The sequence below is a fragment of the Robinsoniella sp. KNHs210 genome (assembly GCF_000686105.1).
Taxonomy (GTDB): Bacteria; Bacillota; Clostridia; order Lachnospirales; family Lachnospiraceae; genus Robinsoniella; species Robinsoniella peoriensis.
On record NZ_JMLZ01000002.1, the window covers coordinates 2,660,219 to 2,681,365 of the forward strand.

Here is a 21,147-nt window from a genome sequence, read left to right on the forward strand (position 1 = left end):
ATTGCATATTTACCAATTCAGTTCTACTTTTTCTCCTGCCCTGCAGATAACATTTCTAATCTCATTCCTCCAGGCCAGCTGATACGTCTTTGTGCTTTGTGAAGTCAGGGCAATTCTCACAGGCCTTTCATTTTCCCAGTCCATGTCCAGTCTCGTATTTCCTATTAAAATATAACCTTTCAAACTGCCGTCTTTCCATTCCTTTGGCAGTGCCGGCAGCAGTACCGCTTTTCCTGTCAGGCTCCGCACAATGCCTTCCAGAATTGCCTCTGCAATTCCAAAATTCCCATCAATTTGAAATGGCGGATGCATATCCAGCAGATTATCCTGAATGCACTTTTTCAGAAGCTGACTCACATGCTCTTTCAGTGATTTTCCATCCTCCAGCCTTGCTGCAAAGCATCCAAGCCATGCACGGCTCCAGCCTGTGTGTCCGCCGCCATGGGTAAGTCTGGTCTGCAAAGTCTTTTTAGCTGCTTCAAAATATGCCTCAGTTTCAGGAGTAATTTCATTTCCCGGATGCAATGCATAGAGATGAGAAATATGCCGGTGCCCCGGTTCCATTTCCTCATAATCCTCCATCCACTCCATTAGCCTGCCGTCTTTTCCAATCATAAGCGGCGGCAGCTTCCCAAGAATATTCTTTAAGGTTTTTTCTTCCTCTTCATTTTGAATTCCAAGGACATCCATACTGTCCAGATACGCTTTAAGAAGCTGTCTTAATATTGCACTGTCCATTGCGGTTCCCATAGATAATGCTCCGGTTTCACCCACCCTTGAACGATATGTATTTTCCGGAGATACAACCGGTCCTGTGACCAGAAGGCCATTTGGAAGCTCATAAAGATAATCTTCAAAGAACAGGATCGCCTCTCTCATAATTGGAAGAGCTTCTTTCAAAAACTCCATGTCTTCTGTATATAAATAATGTTCATACAGATGCAGGCACATCCAAGCGCCTCCCATAACCCAATAGGGAGATGCATCAAAAATTCCTTCCGGTGCTGTACACCCCCATACATTTGTATTGTGATGTGCGCAGAACCCTCTTGCACCATATAGCTTACGGGCTGTTTCCTTTCCGTTCCCGGCAAGCAGCTTTACCAGATTCATAACAGGCAGCTGACACTGGGATAACCCTGCTTTTTCCGCAAACCAGTAATTCATCTGGGTATTAATATTAATTGTATACTGACACTGCCACGGCGGTTCATAGGAGCCGTTCCATAACCCCTGGAGATTAGCGGGAAGCTGGCAGTTATAGGAAGAAGCAACCATCAGATATCTGGCATAGTGTACCAGAATTTCCGTCAGATAATTGTCGCACGAAATATCCCCCTGGCGAAAGGCATTCAGAATTTCAGCTGTTGCCATTTCTTCTTTCCCTGTTCCATATAAATCCAGATTAAAATCACCATATACAGACTGATAATCTTCTAAATGCCGCCTGCGTATCTCATCATATCCCGCTGCCTGTGCCGCGTCCAGCCGTTTGCCAACCACCTGATACAGTTCTTCATAAGCTTCTTTGCCGTCTTTACGCTTACCATTCAGACAATCCAGGTAATCCGTACCTGCTGCCAGATATACTACCACTTCCTCAGCTGCTTCCAGATAAACGGCATCGCCCATGGTCCTGGCTCGCTCCGATGCTATGCGTACCCCACTCAGATAGTGCATTCCGCCTGCGCCGTTTTCTCCCCAGTTTCCCGCTGTAGCCTCTCCCAGAACTCCCGTAAATTCTTCAAATGGTTTCCGGCTGATATTGGCACTCATGGTTATCTTATGTTTTCCCTTAGAGCGGACACGGATTGCAAGCACCTGATAAGCTTCACTGACAAAATGTTCCCTTTCATACCGGGTTTCATCCAGTTCATATACAATTGTGGCGATTGCCTCATTCAGACACAGCCTGGCTTCGTATTTTGTTTCCTTCCCGGCATGATTTAAGAAACAAAGTCTCAAATCTCCCATAGGCTGGTAAGGATTGTTGTATTTCGGCGTTGACGTCAGAGCCATTTTAGCCAGAAATGCCGCTTTTTCCACCTTACCTTCCAGTAAAAGGTCCCGGATTTCTCCCAGATGCCCGAACGCATCGGGATTTTCCCTTTCTCTTGGAGGTCCATAACACAGGGTCTCTTCATTTATAAATATAGTTTCTTCTTTCAAGCGCCCCAGCAGCATCGCTCCCAGGCGGCCATTCCCAAGAGGGAATCCATCGTCCCACTTCCTGGCGGGCTTTTTCATATATATTTCATATCTCTTCATCTTTTCTTTTAACCTCTCACACTCCATGCCGATTCCGGTATGCAATTATCTGTCTCCAGTCATCCCGGCTGAGATAATGAGTCCCCCGCCGCAAATGGTATCCGATTCTGCCTTCATGGTAACATGCTCCTGTTTCCGGCAGGCGGTCCGGTGAAACCAGACCTTCTTCTCCATACAGACTCCAAACTTTCGAACATTCCGCACACGTTAAAAATTCAGACTTTGGATCTGCCCAGTCATCCCTGTCCGCACTGGCTATATAGAGATGGCGGGGAGCTGTCAGGGACAGGAGAAAATGCTGGTCAAAAGGCATCCGGGTCAGATCCTTTCGGTAGTTAAAAAAATTTCCGTCAAACCAGAGTCTGGATCCCTTCCCATAGAGATTTTCTATCTGCTCCCCGGTTTTCCCCCGAAACAGAGCGGCTCCACCCGCGCCGGATTCATTTGCAGCCGTCAGGGAAAACCTCTCATCAAAAGCCCCGGCAATTAACGCTGTTTTTCCCAGACGCGAATGCCCCAGAACTGCAACCCTCTTTTCATCTATTTCCTCCCTTTCCAAAATATCATCCAGGATTCTGCTGGTCCCCCATGCCCACATTGCCAGTTTCCCCCAGCTGTCATAATTATTCCTGGTACAAAACCTGCCCAATCCGCTTTGATGCTCGTCATAATAATCGGCGGTAATATCCTGATAATAAACATTTGCCACACCATATCCGGCATCCAGAATTTCTTCTCCTAACCCATCCGCAATTTCCGGTGAAAATGCCAGATAGAGAAAAACAGGGGGACGCTCTGCATTTTTCGGAAGCATGAGACGGTATGGAAATGATACATAAGAATAATCGGATGCAATCCCAAGGTTTATGGTCTTCACCACCGCTTTGCCACCGTAGGCACTATCATCCTCCAGAACCTGTTTACCTGCTATTCGATGCGTAATTCTTGGGAAACAGCCGCAGAACTCTCTGCAAAGCAGATTTTTTATCTCCTCCCGTCTGGATCTCCAGCCGCTTTCATTCTGTACAGCCTCATTGTCTTTATTTCTAAATAGCTCCGGAAGATTTCTGCTTTTTATTTCTTGCTCAAGCAATCCCATCTTATCTTTCACCTTTCAAGATCAAATTTCTGAACAGTTCATCCAATCCCGGATTACATCCGATTCTTCCTGATCTGGCCAGACTTATCAACAGAATCTCACCTGCACCCAGTGGGCATTTCTTTACAAACGGAAGATGCGGTTTTGCGCCCTGGTTTTTTCCCGCCCCCTGCTTGTCATAAGTATATATCAGTGCCTCGCCCGGAAGCTCCGTCTGAACAGTGAAGGATGCAGTAGCATCAATATATCCCTTTTCTTTGTTATATACCATGGAAATCGGATAATCTTGGAACTCTTTCTTTGCTGCCGCAAAGAACAGTTCCCCACATCCCTTTGTGGATACCTCTTTTTCTCCGATATTAAGTATTACTTTTTTCTCCGGCATTAGCAGAATGCTTCGTCCGCCAGCCTTAGCATGGGCTTCTGCCTCTGAAACGCTGTCAGAACTAAAATCACTGATTATTAAGATATCATTGCCGGTTGCGTCAGACTGTCCTAAGGTAGTCTGATCTTCGGTTTCTATTGGCGTTAATCCCAAGTTAGTGCAAAGTAAGATTGCTTCATCACCAATTGTTCTGACCTTCTCCGTATGTATCTTACGTTTATACACCTGTAGAAATAAGGTTTCTGTATTCAGAACATTTCCTTCTTCATTTAAAATAGCTGCTTTAATCTGCACTTCTGCATGAGTGCCGTTAAATCCCGGCATTTCCTCAAAGCTTAACGGAATCTTGCCGGCACATATGGCATTCGCCGCTAATGCTGTATCTTCCATTTCATAAGCCGCGAAGGGATCTGTGTCATGACCTGCAAATACTTCTGCCCGGATTGTCAATACACTGTCTTTCCCCGTATCATTTAACAGCCACGCCTCTACGTCCACCTGTTCATCCAGATAAGCATTGCTGCGCCCGGTATAGAGATTTACCCGGAGCGGCTGCAGCGATTCCTGATAAGTAAAATATGCCCTTTTAGGCTGACGCCTGCAGTCTACCAGGGTCTTCATCCAGCCTGACGGCCATGCATCAATCAACAGATGAATTGCCGTATGGTTTATAATATCGCCCCTTCTTCGATAGGCATCCGTCAAAAGCTTTGTGGCTTTTGCCTGATGAATCTGGCTCTCCCTTACCCAGTCAGCTATATTATTCTGTTCCTCATACCAGTCCCCCTGTACCGAATAGGTCTGTGCACGAACAATTTTATCCGGATACCAGGATCCGTCAGGCTGTGTTTCCAGCCATTCCTTTGGATAGAAACTGCGCATTACCTCCTCATGATCCAAGCCCTCGGCACCATATTCACCGCATCCAATCATCCAGCCTTCTTTAACCGGGGGCAGATATCCTTTCAGCAGTCGGCCAATCGGTTCTCCATGATTGGTATACCACATGGTGTAACAGTGAAAATCCGGCATACCTTCTGCGGTAGGCCCGTCATAGTCCCCTTCCACATTTTTAATCACACGATCAGGGTTTTCCACATATACTGCCTTTCTTGCCGCTGCGAAAAATGCCTCCAGTTCATCTCTTAACAGATGCCGGTGTCCTTTAGCTTCATAGCGTCTGGAATATTTATCATCAGGATCTTCGGTGCGCCGAATACACATGGGTTCATTTATAAAAGTAACTAACACAGCAGATACATGCTTTCTTACCAGATGTTCCATCTCCTGCACCTGCTTCACTGCTTCTGCAAATTGAGGCCTTCTAAGAAAACCAAAAAGGGGAAAGTCACACTGGTGCATCATTCCAAGCATATCAAAGTAATCATAGATTTCTTCCTGTACCGGACGCTGAGTGATACGGTAATAATTCATATTGCACATCCTGGCAATCAGAATGTCATCCACCAACTGGTCAAAATCTCCCTTCATCACACACTGTTGGAGGTGTCCCATTTCATTGGCACCGCGAAGTACTATGGGATGGTTGTTCAGATAAAATTTCCCTTTTGGTACAGAGGTTTCATCACTCACAAATTTTTTTAGTCCAAAATTCTGGCTCCTGCCTGAAACAGATACACTACCTTTTCTCAGATTTGCCCGGGCTCCATAAAGCCACGGGGTATCCGGTTCCCAAAGCCTGTAATCTGATACCGGTATAAAGTAGCGGTATTCATTCTTTCCCGGTCCCACGTATGGAATCGTCGTATGGAAATCTCCGATCTTTCTCCCTTCATAATTACGTGGCAGCAGATCCAGATCCAAATTGTAATCTGTTTTCACCTCATCTGTATAGTTCAGGACCCCCAGCCGTACTTCCACCATATCATTGTCGATATCCGGTCTTACAAAAATATCTTCCAGGTATACTTCCGGGCGAATCTCCAGGGCAACACTTCCAAATACTCCAGCACCTGCCGGACAATGGTGCCATCCAACATTTGGGTCATCCCATCCGGGTCCGGTAGCCGCATAGATTTTATCCCCATCCAAAACCGGACCAACGCCAAGTATCGGCACATCATTTTTACACAGGATAACCAATTCATTTTCTTCTTGCATGTAATCTGTAACATCAAAAGAAAAAGGAGCAAAAAATCCTTCATGGCTGCCTACATAATTGCCATTCAGATATATTTCAGCAATATAGTCCACACACTGAAAATACAGAACAGCTCTCTTCTTATTTTGAATGAGCCCTTCTGACCATGTATCTCTATAAGAGCATCTGTAATAACCGCTCCACTTTCCATCTTCCAGCGCAGGTCCTCTGTAATCAGGTACCGTTACTTTTTCCCATACCTTATTGACATCATCCCGTTCTGTAAATACCTCTCCTTTTTCCCGATAGCGGAATTCAAATTCACGCAATTGAATACTCTCTGTCCCCGTCTCTGCAAGCGGCAGATAGTTCTTCATGTATGGACGGTATTGCTTTCTCATAGCTTCTAAGTCCCGCGTGAATTTCTCACACTGCTCTTCGAATGTCTTTTCCTTCTCCCAGGAAATCTTATGCTGACGGCAGTCTTCTTTTGAAAACCAGATATCCGGTGTTGGTAAAGGCTGTACTTCTTTATCTGTTGTCCCAATTGGATGCTTTGTCATTGCAATCTCATGAAAAAAATCCTGATTAACCATATTTATACCCATTGCATATTGCAGGCTTGCCTGCAATACTGCCACACTAAAACAGGTTGAAAGAATCACACCATGGCATCCTTTCTATATCATAATTTTCTTTCAACCTTATACTTCCTGCATATCGCGGTCCTGCCTGCAATACTGCTTTACAGATTAACAGGGCACATCCACGTACTTTTCATCTGTCAGTTCTCAGTTGTTAAGCATATCGTGAATGAACCCTGTTGCCAATTTCTATTATTTAGCTGCTTCTGCCGCTGCGTCTTTAAATTCTTGCTGGATTGCTTTGTAGTCAGCAGAATCTACGATTCCCTGTACAAAGGTTTTCCATTCTGTTTCCCCAATCTGTCCCATAATATACTGTGCACAAAGGGTATTTACATCATCGGTCAATACATTCCAGTTATTATTGTAAGTTGCTGACTGGAGGTTACTGATTGCATTTTTCATTCCGGTTTCTTTTAAGTCGCTATATACAAACTCTTTGATTTCTTTTACTTTTGCAATATTTTCATCAGATGCTCTCTTGGTTCCGTCTTTCATAAATTTGTCGTTTATCTGATCCGCATCTTTTTTCAAGAAGATCTGGTTCCATGCACCTACATAACCATCCTGTCTTTTTTTCTTAAATGTTTCATCATCTGTATTTTTTGTTCCGTCTTCTTTTAAGGTATAATGAATATCCTGTACACCATCCATTATTACAGAATCGTATCCCGGATGAGTCTCTTCTGTTGCATTAAATACTTCCATAATCTTCTTAATTTTTTCATCAGAGCATTTAGCGCTGATTGCGATACAGGAATCAATGTCCGTATAGTTTGGACTTACCGTATATGCTTTGTCTCCCTTAACCGGCATCAGACACCATGCTTTTAATTCCGGTCCTGTACTTTCATCAAATATTTTATTACTGGTAAGGTCTGCTGACTGATTCCAGTTATACCATGCTGTCAGATATGCCACGGAATTGCCTGCTTTCCATTTAGAAGTATCGGCATTTGCTAAAGCAAATTCAGGATCAATAACACCTGCATCGTATAAATCTTTCATCCAGTTCAGGAAATTGATATATTCATCTTTAAACTGCATGTATTCAAATTCGCCGTTTTCATTTACAGACCAATCTGACTGTCCCGTAAACGCTACTGCAAAAGCTTTAATTCTGTCATTCATAAAATCATCATCAAAATATTCCAGAGCATAAATCTTCTTGCCTTCACCTTCAGATGCCGCTTTAGACAGATCGATTAACCAGGTCTTCAATTCTTCCATGGTTTTTGGTTCTTCCGTGAAATTATATTTTTCCATCAGGTCTTTTCTGACTTCTATACCGGAATTCTGTCCGCTTTCCGCCTTACTTCTTGGAAGAATATAAATGCCGCCGTTATATCTTGCCTGATCCCACATATTCTCGTCCCAGTTTTTCATAACTGCATTGGTCTCCGCAATTCCGTTTCCATTATCAAATAAGTAAGGTGTCATATCTACAAAAGATCCTGCTTCTACCGCCTGTGTAAACACCGGATAATAATAAGAACCATTTCCCTGCTTGCTCACCTGGATAACATCCGGCATACTGTCTGCGGCAATCAAAGTATTTACCTTCTGGTCAAAATCCTGATAGTTCACCCATTCAATTTCCAGATTTACATCAAACATATCTTCCCAGTACTGTTCCATCTCACTGTTTGCCAGAGGACCATATCCCCAGTCAATACCCATAACAGAAATTGTCATGCGGTCTCCGCTTTCACCTGATGCTGCTGTTTCGCCGCCGGCAGTATCTCCCGTAGCTGCTTCTGCCTGTGTTCCTTCTGTTTTTGCTGCTTCTGTGGTTTTGCCGTCTGAACCACCGCATCCTGCCAGAGCAGATGCTGCCAAAACTGCTGCTAAACCAAGAGCTACCTGATTTCTAAAATTCTTCCTCATATCTTATTCCTCCTAAAAAATATTCTTTTTATGCAAAACGCTCCGCGTTTTTAACCTTTGACTGCTCCTACCATCATTCCTGTCTCAAAATACTTCTGCAGGAATGGATAAATAATTAATACGGGCAACACAACAACTACTACCGCAGCCATTCTCATAACTTCCTGCGGAACGGCATTCTGAACGGTTGACTGCACATCCAGGACATCTGAAATATTGGATGATAGTACAACTTTCTGCACATATACCTGTAAAGAAGCCTTCGCTGTAGATGTCATATACATAATGGAGTTAAAGTATGTATTCCAATAACTTACAAAGGAAAACAGTGTCATGGTTGCAAGCATTGCTTTGGACAGAGGAACTACAATGGTTCCAAAGATACGAAGCTGTCCGCATCCGTCAATCTTTGCTGCCTCCTCCAGTTCAATGGGTAATGACTGGAAGAAAGATCTCATTACCATGATGCTCCATGCCCCGCATGCTGCCGGCAGGATACATGCAAAATAGTTATCTATTAATCCTAATGAATTGATATTCATAAAGTTTGGAACCATACCAGCCGTAAACAGCATAGTAATCATAACGTATTTATTGATGAAACTTCTTCCCGGTATGGGCTTTGACAACATATATGCCAGTCCGGCATTTAAAAAGACGCTGAGCGGTACTCCAACTGCTGTAATAAATATTGTTGATTTCAGGGAATTCAGGAATCCTGTTCCCGATAAGATCAGTTTATATGCCGCCAGAGACCATTTTTTCGGCCATAACATAAATTCGCCTGCTACATACGCTGTGGAATCTGTAAAGGATAATACTACAACATACAGGAATGGCAGAATCATGGTACCTGCTATAATAATAAGAATTAACCACAAAATGCTCTGATAAATATTTTCTTTGGCTTTCATACCCATTTTATTCGCTCTCCTTTCCATCCTCATCTTTACATAACCCCGTCATAACCTTTGCGGTTCGTAATCCAGTTTGTGAAGATAACAAGTGCCGTATTAATTACAGATTTAAACAATCCGATTGCGGTTGTGTAAGAGTACTGTGTACTTCCGCTGGCAATACTGTTGTTATATATGTAGACCTCAAATACTTCCAGTTTCGATTTAACCATCGCGTTATTCATCAGGAATACCTGTTCAAAATCTACGGAGATGATCGTTCCCATTCTCAGGATTAACATAACAGCTACGGTAGGCATAATACTTGGAAGTGTAATTTTCATCATACATTGGAACTTGTTAGCCCCATCCATTTTTGCTGCCTCATACAGTGACTGGTCAATTCCGGAAATCGCTGCCAGATATACGATGGATCCCCATCCGATGCTTTTCCAGAGTGACTGGATTACAATAACCAGATAAATCCATTTGGTACTGAATAAATAAGCCGTAGATTCATATCCCAACAGGTTCGCAATCTTGTTTACAAGGCCCTGTTCTGTAGACAGCAGGAAAAATGTCAGACTGGCTACGATCGCCCAGGATAGAAAATGCGGAAGGTATACCGAAGTCTGTACGAGCTTTTTAAACTTCGCATTCCGTACCTCATTCATGATCAAAGCCAGGAAGATTGGCGCCGGAAAAGTCAAAAGGCTTAATCCACTGATGATCAAAGTGTTTTTTAACATGTTATAAAATTTGGGGTCCTGAAACAGTGCTTCAAAATGTTTAATCCCCACCCATTTGCTATGGAGTAAACCTAAATGTGGATTGTAATCCTGAAATGCCATCAACAGACCTCTCATCGGCATATAGCAGAACAGGAATAAAACAATTAATCCCGGTAATCCTAGTGCATAGATCCATCGATATTCATAGATGTGCTTTCTTAATGTCTTTTTGGAAGTGCTTACATTTTTTTGACTGGAAGCCCTCATACAATATCCCTCCCGATTATCTTTTTCAAGACGGTGTGTTTTCCGTCTATTCTTCGTCGTTAAGGAAAGTATAAGGGATTTTTAGAATTTTTTATATAGTAGAGATTCAATATTTTTGTACAAATTTCATCTTTTTTTATATTTTTTTCATATTTTTAATATTTTTGACATCCATATTATGGAAGCGCTTACTTTTTTCTCTATGTGTCCCCCAATATTTTTTCTTTGCAGCCGGTATAACAATTGCAGCAGCCAGAATTGCCACAAAGGCAACGGATATATTACTGACCATCATTACGATACCTACGCTTTCACTTCCCAGATTCGTAAAATTTTGCAGAAACCATAGAACCGGTACCCGGAACACAAAGACACGGCTCATACTGATTAACAATGATATTTTTGTTTTCCCCAAACCATAAAGCAGCGCCATGACAGCCGAATTAATCCCAAGAGGTACGAACCCCATAGCTTCAAACCGGAATATTTTCATAATCAGTCTTTGAAATTCCGGGTCATTTTCCGAAAACATGCCGCTTATCTGTTGTAAGAATCCCATTGCAATGGCATATGCAGCAGCCCCTGCAATTAAATTATAAACCAAGACACTCCAAAACGCCTGTAATGCCCGGTCAAATTTGCCTGCCCCAATATTCTGACTGATTACGGAAGCGGCTCCTTCCTGTAAACCGTTTTGCGGTGCAGCGGCAAAGCCTCCCAGATTATTGGAAACCCCCAATGCCCCCACGGTAAGAACACCATACAGTGTACTCATGGAATTTACCATCAGTTTCCCCATAGAGAATAAAGCCCTTTCTACAACCAGAGGAACAGACTGTATAATCATAGGTCCTGACAATCTTTTTTTGAAAGACACAAACCGTATTGAAAATCCAAACGCATTCTTTTCACGATTCATCTTGATCAGCCCGATCACCATTAAAGTTGACTGAGAAATAATCGTAGCCAGAGACATTGTAACGATACTGCCTTTTAGAACATAAACAAACAATGCGGTCAAAGATGTCTTGGTAAGGATTACAATAATATTCATTTTCATAATCAGCTTTGTTTCGCCCCTGGCACGTTCTATAGCAATAAACACATTGTTGAAGAAAATAATAACCATCGCCAGCAGCTGCAGCTGAAAGTAGGTATTGCCCTCTGCAATCAGCTCCGGCGGCGTTTTTGCAAAAGCCAGAATATGCCGGGTAAACGGAATGAGCAGGAGTATAATTGCAGATAAAACACCGCACATGGCATACAGGGTACTGACCCGTTTTTTTACCAGGTCATATTTTCCCTCACCATAAGCTTCACTTACCTTCAGGCTGGCACCTACCGCCAGACCTCCGCCCACCGCCGAAATGATAGAATTAATCTGAGCCAGATAGGCCACTGCTGATACCGTATTGGAGCTGATATGGGAAGCCATCATGGTATCCAGCACTCCGAATACCTGACCCAGACACTGATATACACATAGCGGCAATGCGACCTGCCATACTACCTTCCACATATTCCCGTTCAGCGTAAAATCCCGAAACTTCTGATCTTTTGCCGACAGCCCCGCGTTATTCTCTTCCATGATGTCTGCTCCTTTAGAACATGTCAAAAAATACCCGTACCAGCGAAATACTTAAGATCCGCTGCGTCACAAATGCGTACCTTTTTTGGACAGCAAAGGCTGGTGCCATAAATTTTTTTCATGCTCTTGTCTCATTAACTGTTTTATGAACTGTATTTTGTATTGTATTTTACCGCAAAATCTTATTGATATCTACTGTTTTTTCGTGAAGATCAGCTTGAATTACAGATATTTTGTGTTATTCTAATAGGGAGCATTAAAAATAATCAAATCATATATATTTAGGAAAGGCAATATTGAAATGAATCCAGACAATAAAGAACTCACAAATGATCCTCCGCTGTTTTTTATAAACCAGTTGAGGCGAAACAGCAGTTTCCGTATGCCCGAATCCCATTCTCACGACTGCTATGAACTTTATTACCTTCTGTCCGGCACACAGAAATTTTTTATTCAGCACACAGTACATGCCATGTGCCCCCATGACTTTGCCCTGATCTCCCCCGGACTCCTGCACCGCACTACATATTCCCAGGTATCTGCACACGAGAGAATTGTGATCATGTTTGATCCCTGCTATATTTCCGCACTTACGGATGCCTTCCCGGACCTGATAAAAGACAACTTTCTGGGAACACCCTGTTTGCATGTATCCGAGCTTTGTCATGAAGAAATTATGCAGACAATCAATCATCTTTTTCAGGAATTTGAACAAAAGGATGAATTTTCCACAATGTTAACGTCACAATCCCTGTGCCGGCTGCTTGTGCAGCTTACAAGGCTCAAGCAGGAAGAGCATACGCCTGCCCCTTCCCCTTTGACACCTCAGGACGAAGCCATAGGCAAAGCCGCCTTCTTCATCAGCCAGTCATACTGGCAGTCCATCACTTTGGAAGATGCCGCCAGAGAAGCCAATTTAAACCCTACCTACTTTTCCCGTAAGTTTAAAGCCGTTACCGGTTTTGGCTTTAAAGAATACCTGACACAGATCCGCATACAAAAAGCTTCTTATGAGCTCCTCCACACAAATGATTCTATTACCGAAATTGCAACACGCTGTGGTTTTGAAAACAGTAATTATTTTGGGGATTTGTTTTATAAGGTGAACGGGGCTTCACCAAGGGCTTATCGGAAAGCCAGAAAGTTGAAATGATTCTACTTTACAGGTGTTTGCCAAATATCTGAGCAGATGGTATTGCAATATTATATTTTGCTTTCCAGAATTTCAAGCGCCAGAACATATTCAACACAATTCCTACTAAAAAGCTTTTTTTCATCTGATTTAGAAGGCTTGTGTCTAAATTCTATCCACATTTCTTCAAGTCTTGACTTTCTTAAAACAATCCGCTAGTATAAAATATAGAAACAGCTGCCTTTGCGGCAGCATCAAACTTATGATAAGAAATGAGGCCCTGCTATGTATCGGGTATTAATTGTTGATGATGAACCTTTTGTGATTGAAGGAATGAAAACGGCCATTGACTGGACCGGTTTTAATTTTGAAATATGCTGCAGCACAACAAACCCTCTCCACGCTTTGGAATATCTGGAGAACAATCCGGTAGATCTGCTGATCACGGATATATCCATGCCCCAGATGGATGGACTGGAATTGATTCAAAGAGTGCGTAAAATAAACTCGCTGATCTCTATTTTAGTACTCTCTGCCTATGATAACTTTGAGTATGTCCGGACTGCTATGCGCCACGGTGCTGAAAATTATCTGTTGAAGCCGCTGAATCCAGATGAACTGGGAGAATCGATCAGCCGGATTGTCAGCCATCTGAAAGAACGCTCCACCCTTTCCAATACTTACGGTTCCATGATGCTGACTTTTCGAAGTATCTTTACGGAAAGCTGGGTGAAAGGGTCTCTCAGCGAAGACGAATTTATTACTCGCGCCCAGATGCTTGGCGTAAACCTGTATCTGAATAATTATACGGTGATGATTTTCACTGCGGATACGGGCATTTCTCAGACAACCGAGAAAATGTCCCATTTATTTGACTATCTGCTATCCCTTTTTGTGGGTACTTATATCAGTCACTTTTATTTTGAGACACCGTCCCGCCTGGTCTGTATTATCAGCAGTCCCACCACAGAGCTTCCCCTTGACAGTCTGTTGTCTGAACTGGAGAACGCCAGGGTAATCCTGAATTTCCCGTTTTTTGTTTCTACCGGGAATACCGTTAACAATTACGAGGATGTCAGTATCAGCTACCGGAATGCAAAAAAATATCTGTTTCTCCAGTACACTAAAATGAGCAGCTTTATCTATCAGGATATGGATCTGCCAATTACTTCTCTAAACGTCATTGAGCAGGACTACACCGATATTACAGAACAGGAATATCTTTCCCAGGTAACCGGTCTGTTGGATAAGGCACTTGATCCTTCCAAACATATTCCTTGTATTCTGTCTGTTTTAAGCTGGTGTACCTCACAGACAAGCACTGATCTGCAGCCACATGCTTCTATGATTGAATTATTAAAGTGCCTTAAGCCGGAAATACAAAATAATGCTGACATGATTTCTTATCTTCACACATTTATCCATACGGGATATGAAGTGCTATCCCAGAAGCAGCTGCTGCAGACTGCATCCTATCCCTGCGTAGATGCAGTCATTAATGCCGTACACGAATTCTCCGACAAGGATATTTCACTTAAAACCCTGGCAGCTAAGCTGAATATGCACCCATCCTATCTCGGAAATATCTTTCATCAGCAGACCGGATTTTATTTTAACGACTACCTGAATGATGAACGTCTGAAGTATGCAGCAGGGCTTTTGGAAAATTCAGATATGAAACTAAAAGACATCGTGGATAAGGCAGGGTTCTCCAGCCAGACTTACTTTAACCGCCTTTTTAAACGAAGATACGGTGCACCGCCAAATGCCTACCGGCGGGAATTACGGGCGAAAAAGCTTTAATTGCATAAGAAGTATATATTTTTATAAAAAAGAACGCACCGGAGTAAATTTGAATTTATCAAACATCCTTCGGTGCAGTCTTTTATTTTAAAATGTTCCTTTTACATCGCTCCAGTTTTTCTCCGCATAAGCAATCAACTGATTCGCCTGATCCAGAGGCATATCATTGAAGAAGAGGTATAAACCTTTGGAACCATATTTCTTAACAATTCTTTCGGTATTACGGATCCAGTCATCAAATTCTCCGGAATATACCTTTACCCATAGAGCTTTATTGGCCGCCCTTGCTTTATCGTAAATCACATCCCACTCTTCCAGTGTTCCGTCCGGTCCATGGTCTCCGCTGGTCCATTGCAGTGCATTGATACCGTCCACTTCCATCAATGCATCCATATGCTTAATAGCATCCGGTCCATCCAGATGATACAGGACGTTATCCACTCCCTTAACTGCCTGTTTCAGTGAATCCAATACAAAGGTACGGAAATATTCCGGAGAGAGCAAAGCAGAATAATCACACTGCAGCTTCTGGGTTTTTCCGCTTCCGAATATCTGGAATACCGTGTATGCACTGCCTCCTTCATACTGGGCATATTTATAAAAGGCATCATAGTACTTCTGGTAGACATCGGTTACCTGCTGCACACGTCTGACTACCTCTTCATCATCGTCAATCATATCGTAGATCAGTTCCTGGGCTCCACGCAGAGATGCCAGAACATCTACATTTTCCATAAGATCCGGAATTGCAATTGGAAAATCATTTCCGATTAATTTCTTACATTCATCAAAAAGTGCAATATGTTTCTTAAACCATATATTATCCGGGTCAAAGACTAAAGGTTTACATTCTTCCCAGTCCTCTACACATGGCTCAAACCATACCGTTTTATCCTGAAATACAATTTCGCTTCCCAGATATCCTGCGATGGAACCGGGACCAAAATCAGCATTCAGATTCGGGAAACTTTCTCCCAGAAATTCATGCGTCTCGCAATAATGACGGAAGCGGTTTACAATTCCCTGGGCATTCATATATTTATCTTCCATATCCTTTGATTTTAACGCTGCGGGAAGTGAATACGGATAATATTCCGGTTTTATACCTGTTACACGCATAATCGGCCTGCCTGTATTCTGGCATTTCCAGTAATCATCAAATCTTTGTTTTGTGGCTTCCCAATCCTTTTTATACTGCATACCTGCTCCTCCTTCAAACCCCGGTTTCCATCCGTTCTGTCAAACTCCGGGGTTTCCTTATCTCCGCTATTTATAATCAAATCATAACATCGGAGGAGCCCAATTACTTGCCCAATATCCAGTATTTTTTGCACTATATTTGGATTTTCCGGTAAGTGCCCGGAGAGACTCCCTGCACCTTTTTAAATATCCTGTTAAAATAAGACACGCTGTTAAATCCGGTCTTCATTGCAATTTCCGTTATATTCATCTCTGTGGTGGTCAGCAGCATACATGCCTGGTTAATCCTGAGCTGGTCAATATATTCAAATATCCTCATATGAAGAATATTTTTAAAACAGGAACAGAGGTAACTTTTGTTCATCATTGCCACTTTTGCCATTTCATCCAGCTCCAGCTGTTCCATATAGTGTTCATGGATATAATCCAAAACGGGCTGCAGCCGGATAAACGGCTTGTGCCTCCTCCCAAAATCCTCTTCCAGGCAGCTGTCTATATAGAATCGGTAGAGTCTGGCAAGAAACAGCTGGGTCCAGGATTTTACAAACAGCTCCCATCCCGTATGTTTACCGGCATATTCATCACATATATGTTCCAGGTCCTCCTGAAGTCCGATATATCCCTCCTGGCTTGGTCTGATCCGGTTGGTAAAGTTAGGGCTTCGGTTGAAAAAAGGTTCCAGAAACTGATATCCCTGATTTTTGTCCCAGAAAAAAGCCGGATCAAACACAATCACCTTAAGCTGCAGACTCCCGTCATGAACTGCCATATGGCGTTCCAGGTTATTAATGATAAAAATATCGCCTTCACATATTTCATATTCTTTTTCTTCAATCAGATAGAAACCCGTTCCTGAAATAACGTAATTAATTTCCAGAAAATCATGGGAATGAAAATACATCTGCCTTGAATTGGAAATGAATATCCGATAAGGAAACTCCGGTTTGAAGACCATCTTATCTTTGATACTGTCCATGTTAAACTTCTCCCTTATTCTATCATCCTATACTTTGAAATATCCATAATGAATTCAACATGAGCCTTAATTCCGTTCCAGTTAATTATTTTCCCTTTCATTAATAACTCTGTTCCTGAATATGGTACCTTAAACCTGCGCTCGCAGAACGATTCCCTTTTCATACTGGAGATCTTGCAAAATGGGCATGGATCGTTCAAATGCATCAATTCCTTGTAGCATTTTTTTCCAATATAAGTATTCCCCTGTGTATTTGCCATCTGGCGTGCTAATTTATTCATATATAACAGTTCATAATTTTCTACATTGCAGATATAAATTGCATTCGTTCCTTCATCCAGCAGCCATTCCATATTCCGCAGCAATAAAGAAGATGGCGTTGACATTAATTCTCCAAAAAAACGGTATTGATTCTTGCCATTGTTTTTGGCAAACAGCAGCGCTTTATCTGCCTTTGTATATAACTCCATATACTGAAATCCATCTTTGGGAACCCGGCTGATACCCATCGAACAGGACATGTAAATTTTACTGTCCTGGTAATCATACTCCGCACATGAAATGCGGAAAAATTTTTGAATGAGCATGGTCAGTTCCTCTTCCATAGAGATTCCGGTAACAAAAACTGCAAACTCGTCACCACCCATACGCGCAACAAAACTTCCCTCACCAAAGGTTTCTTTGAGAAGTTTCGTAATCCTGCAAAGGATCTCATCTCCCTTCGTATGCCCCAGGAAATCATTAATCTGCTTGAAATTATCAATATCCAGCATTAAAAATGCTGACATGTCCGTTTCGTGCCCGCTCAGATATTTTTCGATCTTCTGCTCAAAACTGATCCGGTTCAGCGCTCCCGTAAGGCTATCCCGCTCCGCCAGCTCACTTAGATGTCTTTGGGTATTTCTCTCCTCGCTGATATCCATAAAGATAGCGTAATAGATTGGAAATCCTCCCTCTTCCCGAATCCTCAGGGCAGACAGATGGATCCAGACAACTCCTCCGTCCTTATGCCTGATCCGATAAGTTGCATCAATTTTTCTATTTTCTGATACAGCCGCTATTATTTCATTATTTAATTCCTTGCGGTCTTCTTCCAAAACGATCTCAATTGCATCAGATTCCACTATCTCCCAGTATTCTTCTCGTGAGTGACCGCTTAACGCACAAACTCCATCATTAAAATACAATATCTTCAACGGATCTGCCAGTTTATAAATTGCGATTCCTCCGGGAATATGATTGATTAAATAATTCAAATCAAACTCATAGGTCCCTTTCTCTTCTTCCTGCATATAATTCTCCTTATACGAAACTTTTAGGCTGCAATTCTATTAATTGCTATTCTATCACACTAGTTAAACTTTCACCATCAAATCCGTATCGTAACTTTATCATTTTCCAACATAGACAGAATTTAAAAGGAAAACCGACTCATCACTTATTTTTTAATTGGTAACTTCTTTACACTGCTGAATTTACCATAGATTTTTTTTCCTGCGGAGTCGAACTTATAGGCACGTACCTTCACATAGTAGGTCTTTCTTTTCTTAAGCCTTGTAACTGCCTTTTTTATCTTCGTTGTATATACCTTCTTTTTTCCTTTGGTAAATGAGGAACTCGATCCGTATAAGATCTGGTATCCCGCTGCTCCTTTGACTCCTTTGAAGGCAATATCCATACGCCCTTTCTTTTTATTGTAAAGTTTTAATGAGTTTACACGCCCCACAGTGACTTTGCTCCAATGCGCATAGAGCATCTGTTCCTGATTCAAATTAACTCTGGTTTGGGATGTAATCTTCTTTCCACGGCTTTTCGCCGTATACCACCCTGTGAATCTGTATCCGGATCTTGCAGGTGCCGGAAGGGAGCCATAGGAATCCCCGTTCTTTACACCTCTTCCGGAAAACTTCTTTTTTCCACCGTTGCTGTTAAACTGTACCTGATAAATAATTTCTTTCCATCTGGCATACAGATTCTGGTTTCCGGTCTGTCTGAAATTAGATTTACCGGTAATCTGAGTTCCTCCGGATCTGGAATTAAACCATCCTGCAAACTGATATCCCTGTCTGACCGGCACCGGCAGACTTCCGTAAGCACTTCCGTAAGCTATCGTTTTTTCCTTTACAAACAGACTGCCACCCTCCGGCTGAAACAAAATTTTATAGCTGCAGGGCCGCCAGGCGGCATATAATGTATGATTAGCAGCTGTGCCCACAATTGTCTCTTCTGCTACTCTGCTTCCTCCGCTTTTCATTGTATACCACCCTGCAAATTCATATCCTGTTCTTTTTGCCACCGGCAGGATTTCATAGGCATATCCCAGCCGAACCATTACCTGATTCTGGGATACCGTTCCGCCATTACCGTCAAACAATACAACCAGTGCGTTTATGTTATTTCCCTTTTTTACATGATCATTATTTTCCCCCCTGGTGGTCAGGATACGGTCAATATTCTGAACATTCTCTGTATAGTGAACCGTCAATCCATTTCCATCCAGCCCTGTTTTCTCAAAACACTTTGCATAATATTCCGGATTAGCCTTAATGATTATTTCACCCTGCAGCCGGTAGCAATATTGAAACGTATTTGAAATATTGGAAACCCCCTGCGGAATATCCGGCGCCTCTGTCAACTCCGTACATCCTGAGAATAACGAAGAAATATTATCTGCACTCTGTGGAATATCTGTTGCCTTTTTTAGGCTGCTGCATCCCCGAAAAGTTCTCCATAAATCAGTGACTCCTGCCGGGATCACAGGCGCCTCCTCCAGACTTGTACAATCCTCAAATGCACTTCGCATAACCAAAACCTCTGCCGGTATCTCCGGGGCCTGCTCCAGGTTTTTGCATCCCATGAAGGTAAATGCCAGTGTATACAGCTTCTTTGGCAGAACAGGGGCTTTTTGCAGACTCGTACAGTCTTGAAAAGCTCCATACAAGGACGTAACCTGATCATTAAATTCGGGGACTTCAACAAGATTTATGCATCCGGCAAAGGCTCTTGATACTATTCTTATGCTGTCCGGTAAATCTCCCGCTTTAACCATGCTGATACAATTTTCAAAGGTATTATACAGCCGTTGTACTCCCTGGGGAATTACCGGCATTTCTGTAAGGCTGCTGCACTCCTGAAATGTCCTGTCCATATCTTGCAGGCTCTTTGCAGATAACTCCGCTTTCTGCAAACTTCTACATGAATAAAAAGTACGTGTAACCGACTCCAGGGAATCACTTTCTATAGAAATCTGCTGTAATTCACCACAAAACCGAAAAGCTTCATTTGCCGTCCTTAAGCTGTGGCTGTAGATATCCGGAACCGCTTTTAACTGATAGCACTCTGCAAAAGTACCATCCATATTTGTTACATTGGGGGGAATTTCGGGACCATATTCCAAATTAATGCAATTAAGAAACATATAACTGATGTCCTGTGCCGATTCCGGAAGCTTTGGTGCTGACATTAAATTTTGGCAGCCCTGGAATGCACTGTTCAAATTCAGGACACCTTCCGGTATCTCCGGTGCCTCTGACAGCCGGGTGCATCCCTTAAAAGTATTCTGCATTTCTTCAATACCTGGTGGTAATCTGTCTGCATAGATGAAATTCTTACAATTTTTAAACGCATCGTTCATCGTACGAACACCATTTGGAAGCCCTGTAACTGATTCCAGATTCCCACATTCAAAAAAAGCTTTGTACATACTGTTATTGCGGAAACGAACCCCATCCTGAAAGGATACGGTTCTTATATGATTATTTTGGAAAAACGGTCCTGTACTCAGATATTCATAACTGCTGGTTCCCACAACGGTATCCATAATTTCCACCCCATAAACGTTTCCGTCTTTTACAACAGTACCAGGCACTTCCACATCAGTGTCAGCTCCCTTATATTCTGTAAGAGTTACCGTAAATGTGCTTTCATCCCACTCGCAAAGCCAGGATGACATATCCGTATCCTGGGAAATCACGTCCTCTTCCACTGCCAAAATACGTTCTGTTTCATCTCCTTCATCCCTCTGTACAGCTTGCTCATTATCCAGCACCGCTTCTGCCTCTGCCGGAAAATAAAAAGCCATAGTTAGTAATACTGCCAGCATTATTGCTCTTATTGCTGTTTTGCATCTCTTTCTCATTTGTTTCTCCCTCCTGCCGGTTCTTTCCTCAA

Annotated in this window: 13 protein-coding genes; 2 read left to right on the plus strand and 11 right to left on the minus strand. The window is 42.5% G+C overall.

All coding sequences use genetic code 11. The features are described 5' to 3' along the window. Nucleotides 1-9 precede the first annotated feature (9 nt). The 7 genes from CD03_RS0118760 to CD03_RS34065 form a co-directional block, all read right to left on the minus strand. Nucleotides 10-2,268, minus strand: a complete 2,259-nt coding sequence (locus CD03_RS0118760) for a glycoside hydrolase family 95 protein (RefSeq protein WP_027294944.1) — start codon at nucleotides 2,266-2,268, stop codon at nucleotides 10-12. A gap of 16 nt (nucleotides 2,269-2,284) precedes the next feature. Next, nucleotides 2,285-3,367: a glucuronyl esterase domain-containing protein gene (locus CD03_RS34055; RefSeq protein ID WP_052377870.1), complete on the minus strand. Its 1,083-nt coding sequence runs from the start codon at nucleotides 3,365-3,367 to the stop codon at nucleotides 2,285-2,287. A gap of 1 nt (nucleotide 3,368) precedes the next feature. Beyond that, nucleotides 3,369-6,494 carry a glycosyl hydrolase 2 galactose-binding domain-containing protein gene (locus CD03_RS34060; RefSeq protein ID WP_156042960.1) on the minus strand — a complete coding sequence of 1,042 codons (3,126 nt, stop codon included), beginning with the start codon at nucleotides 6,492-6,494 and terminating at the stop codon, nucleotides 3,369-3,371. A 195-nt stretch (nucleotides 6,495-6,689) separates the two neighbouring features. After that, on the minus strand, nucleotides 6,690-8,384 hold the full coding sequence (locus tag CD03_RS0118775) for a hypothetical protein (RefSeq protein ID WP_027294945.1): 1,695 nt from the start codon (nucleotides 8,382-8,384) through the stop codon (nucleotides 6,690-6,692). A gap of 50 nt (nucleotides 8,385-8,434) precedes the next feature. Continuing rightward, nucleotides 8,435-9,304, minus strand: coding sequence for a carbohydrate ABC transporter permease (locus tag CD03_RS0118780; protein WP_027294946.1), 870 nt, complete (start codon nucleotides 9,302-9,304; stop codon nucleotides 8,435-8,437). A 29-nt stretch (nucleotides 9,305-9,333) separates the two neighbouring features. Next, complete coding sequence (locus tag CD03_RS0118785; protein ID WP_027294947.1) at nucleotides 9,334-10,278, minus strand: ABC transporter permease; 945 nt, start codon at nucleotides 10,276-10,278, stop codon at nucleotides 9,334-9,336. 136 nt (nucleotides 10,279-10,414) lie between these two features. After that, on the minus strand, nucleotides 10,415-11,866 hold the full coding sequence (locus CD03_RS34065; protein WP_044289496.1) for an MATE family efflux transporter: 1,452 nt from the start codon (nucleotides 11,864-11,866) through the stop codon (nucleotides 10,415-10,417). Between the two features lie 301 nt (nucleotides 11,867-12,167). Between CD03_RS34065 and CD03_RS0118795 the strand changes: the two genes are divergently transcribed. Together CD03_RS0118795 and CD03_RS0118800 are read left to right on the plus strand one after the other, a co-directional pair. Further along, a complete protein-coding gene (locus CD03_RS0118795) occupies nucleotides 12,168-13,019 on the plus strand; it encodes a helix-turn-helix domain-containing protein (protein ID WP_044289497.1) in 852 nt (283 codons plus the stop codon). 264 nt (nucleotides 13,020-13,283) lie between these two features. Further along, complete coding sequence (locus CD03_RS0118800) at nucleotides 13,284-14,801, plus strand: response regulator (protein WP_027294949.1); 1,518 nt, start codon at nucleotides 13,284-13,286, stop codon at nucleotides 14,799-14,801. Between the two features lie 87 nt (nucleotides 14,802-14,888). Here CD03_RS0118800 and CD03_RS0118805 read toward each other — a convergent pair whose 3' ends face one another. From CD03_RS0118805 to CD03_RS0118820, 4 genes are all read right to left on the minus strand, one after another. Further along, nucleotides 14,889-16,001, minus strand: coding sequence for a trimethylamine corrinoid protein 2 (locus CD03_RS0118805; RefSeq protein WP_027294950.1), 1,113 nt, complete (start codon nucleotides 15,999-16,001; stop codon nucleotides 14,889-14,891). Between the two features lie 133 nt (nucleotides 16,002-16,134). Next, nucleotides 16,135-16,977, minus strand: coding sequence for an AraC family transcriptional regulator (locus CD03_RS0118810; RefSeq protein WP_027294951.1), 843 nt, complete (start codon nucleotides 16,975-16,977; stop codon nucleotides 16,135-16,137). A 14-nt stretch (nucleotides 16,978-16,991) separates the two neighbouring features. Beyond that, the gene (locus CD03_RS0118815; RefSeq protein WP_027294952.1) at nucleotides 16,992-18,269 is read right to left on the minus strand and encodes a sensor domain-containing diguanylate cyclase; all 1,278 of its coding nucleotides are present in this window, start codon (nucleotides 18,267-18,269) and stop codon (nucleotides 16,992-16,994) included. 146 nt (nucleotides 18,270-18,415) lie between these two features. Beyond that, entirely contained in the window at nucleotides 18,416-21,115 is a 2,700-nt protein-coding gene (locus tag CD03_RS0118820) for an InlB B-repeat-containing protein (protein ID WP_027294953.1), read from the minus strand. Between the last annotated feature and the right edge of the window lie 32 nt (nucleotides 21,116-21,147).

Bases quoted from the DNA above. Each gene is read 5' to 3' on its own strand.
- CD03_RS0118805 (WP_027294950.1), bottom strand. From the start codon at position 16,001: ATGCAGTATAAAAAGGATTGGGAAGCCACAAAACAAAGATTTGATGAT.
- CD03_RS34065 (WP_044289496.1), bottom strand. From the start codon at position 11,866: ATGGAAGAGAATAACGCGGGGCTGTCGGCAAAAGATCAGAAGTTTCGG.
- CD03_RS0118800 (WP_027294949.1), top strand. From the start codon at position 13,284: ATGTATCGGGTATTAATTGTTGATGATGAACCTTTTGTGATTGAAGGA.
- CD03_RS0118760 (WP_027294944.1), bottom strand. From the start codon at position 2,268: ATGAAGAGATATGAAATATATATGAAAAAGCCCGCCAGGAAGTGGGAC.
- CD03_RS0118820 (WP_027294953.1), bottom strand. From the start codon at position 21,115: ATGAGAAAGAGATGCAAAACAGCAATAAGAGCAATAATGCTGGCAGTA.
- CD03_RS0118810 (WP_027294951.1), bottom strand. From the start codon at position 16,977: ATGGACAGTATCAAAGATAAGATGGTCTTCAAACCGGAGTTTCCTTAT.
- CD03_RS0118775 (WP_027294945.1), bottom strand. From the start codon at position 8,384: ATGAGGAAGAATTTTAGAAATCAGGTAGCTCTTGGTTTAGCAGCAGTT.
- CD03_RS34055 (WP_052377870.1), bottom strand. From the start codon at position 3,367: ATGGGATTGCTTGAGCAAGAAATAAAAAGCAGAAATCTTCCGGAGCTA.
- CD03_RS0118815 (WP_027294952.1), bottom strand. From the start codon at position 18,269: ATGCAGGAAGAAGAGAAAGGGACCTATGAGTTTGATTTGAATTATTTA.
- CD03_RS0118785 (WP_027294947.1), bottom strand. From the start codon at position 10,278: ATGAGGGCTTCCAGTCAAAAAAATGTAAGCACTTCCAAAAAGACATTA.
- CD03_RS0118795 (WP_044289497.1), top strand. From the start codon at position 12,168: ATGAATCCAGACAATAAAGAACTCACAAATGATCCTCCGCTGTTTTTT.
- CD03_RS0118780 (WP_027294946.1), bottom strand. From the start codon at position 9,304: ATGGGTATGAAAGCCAAAGAAAATATTTATCAGAGCATTTTGTGGTTA.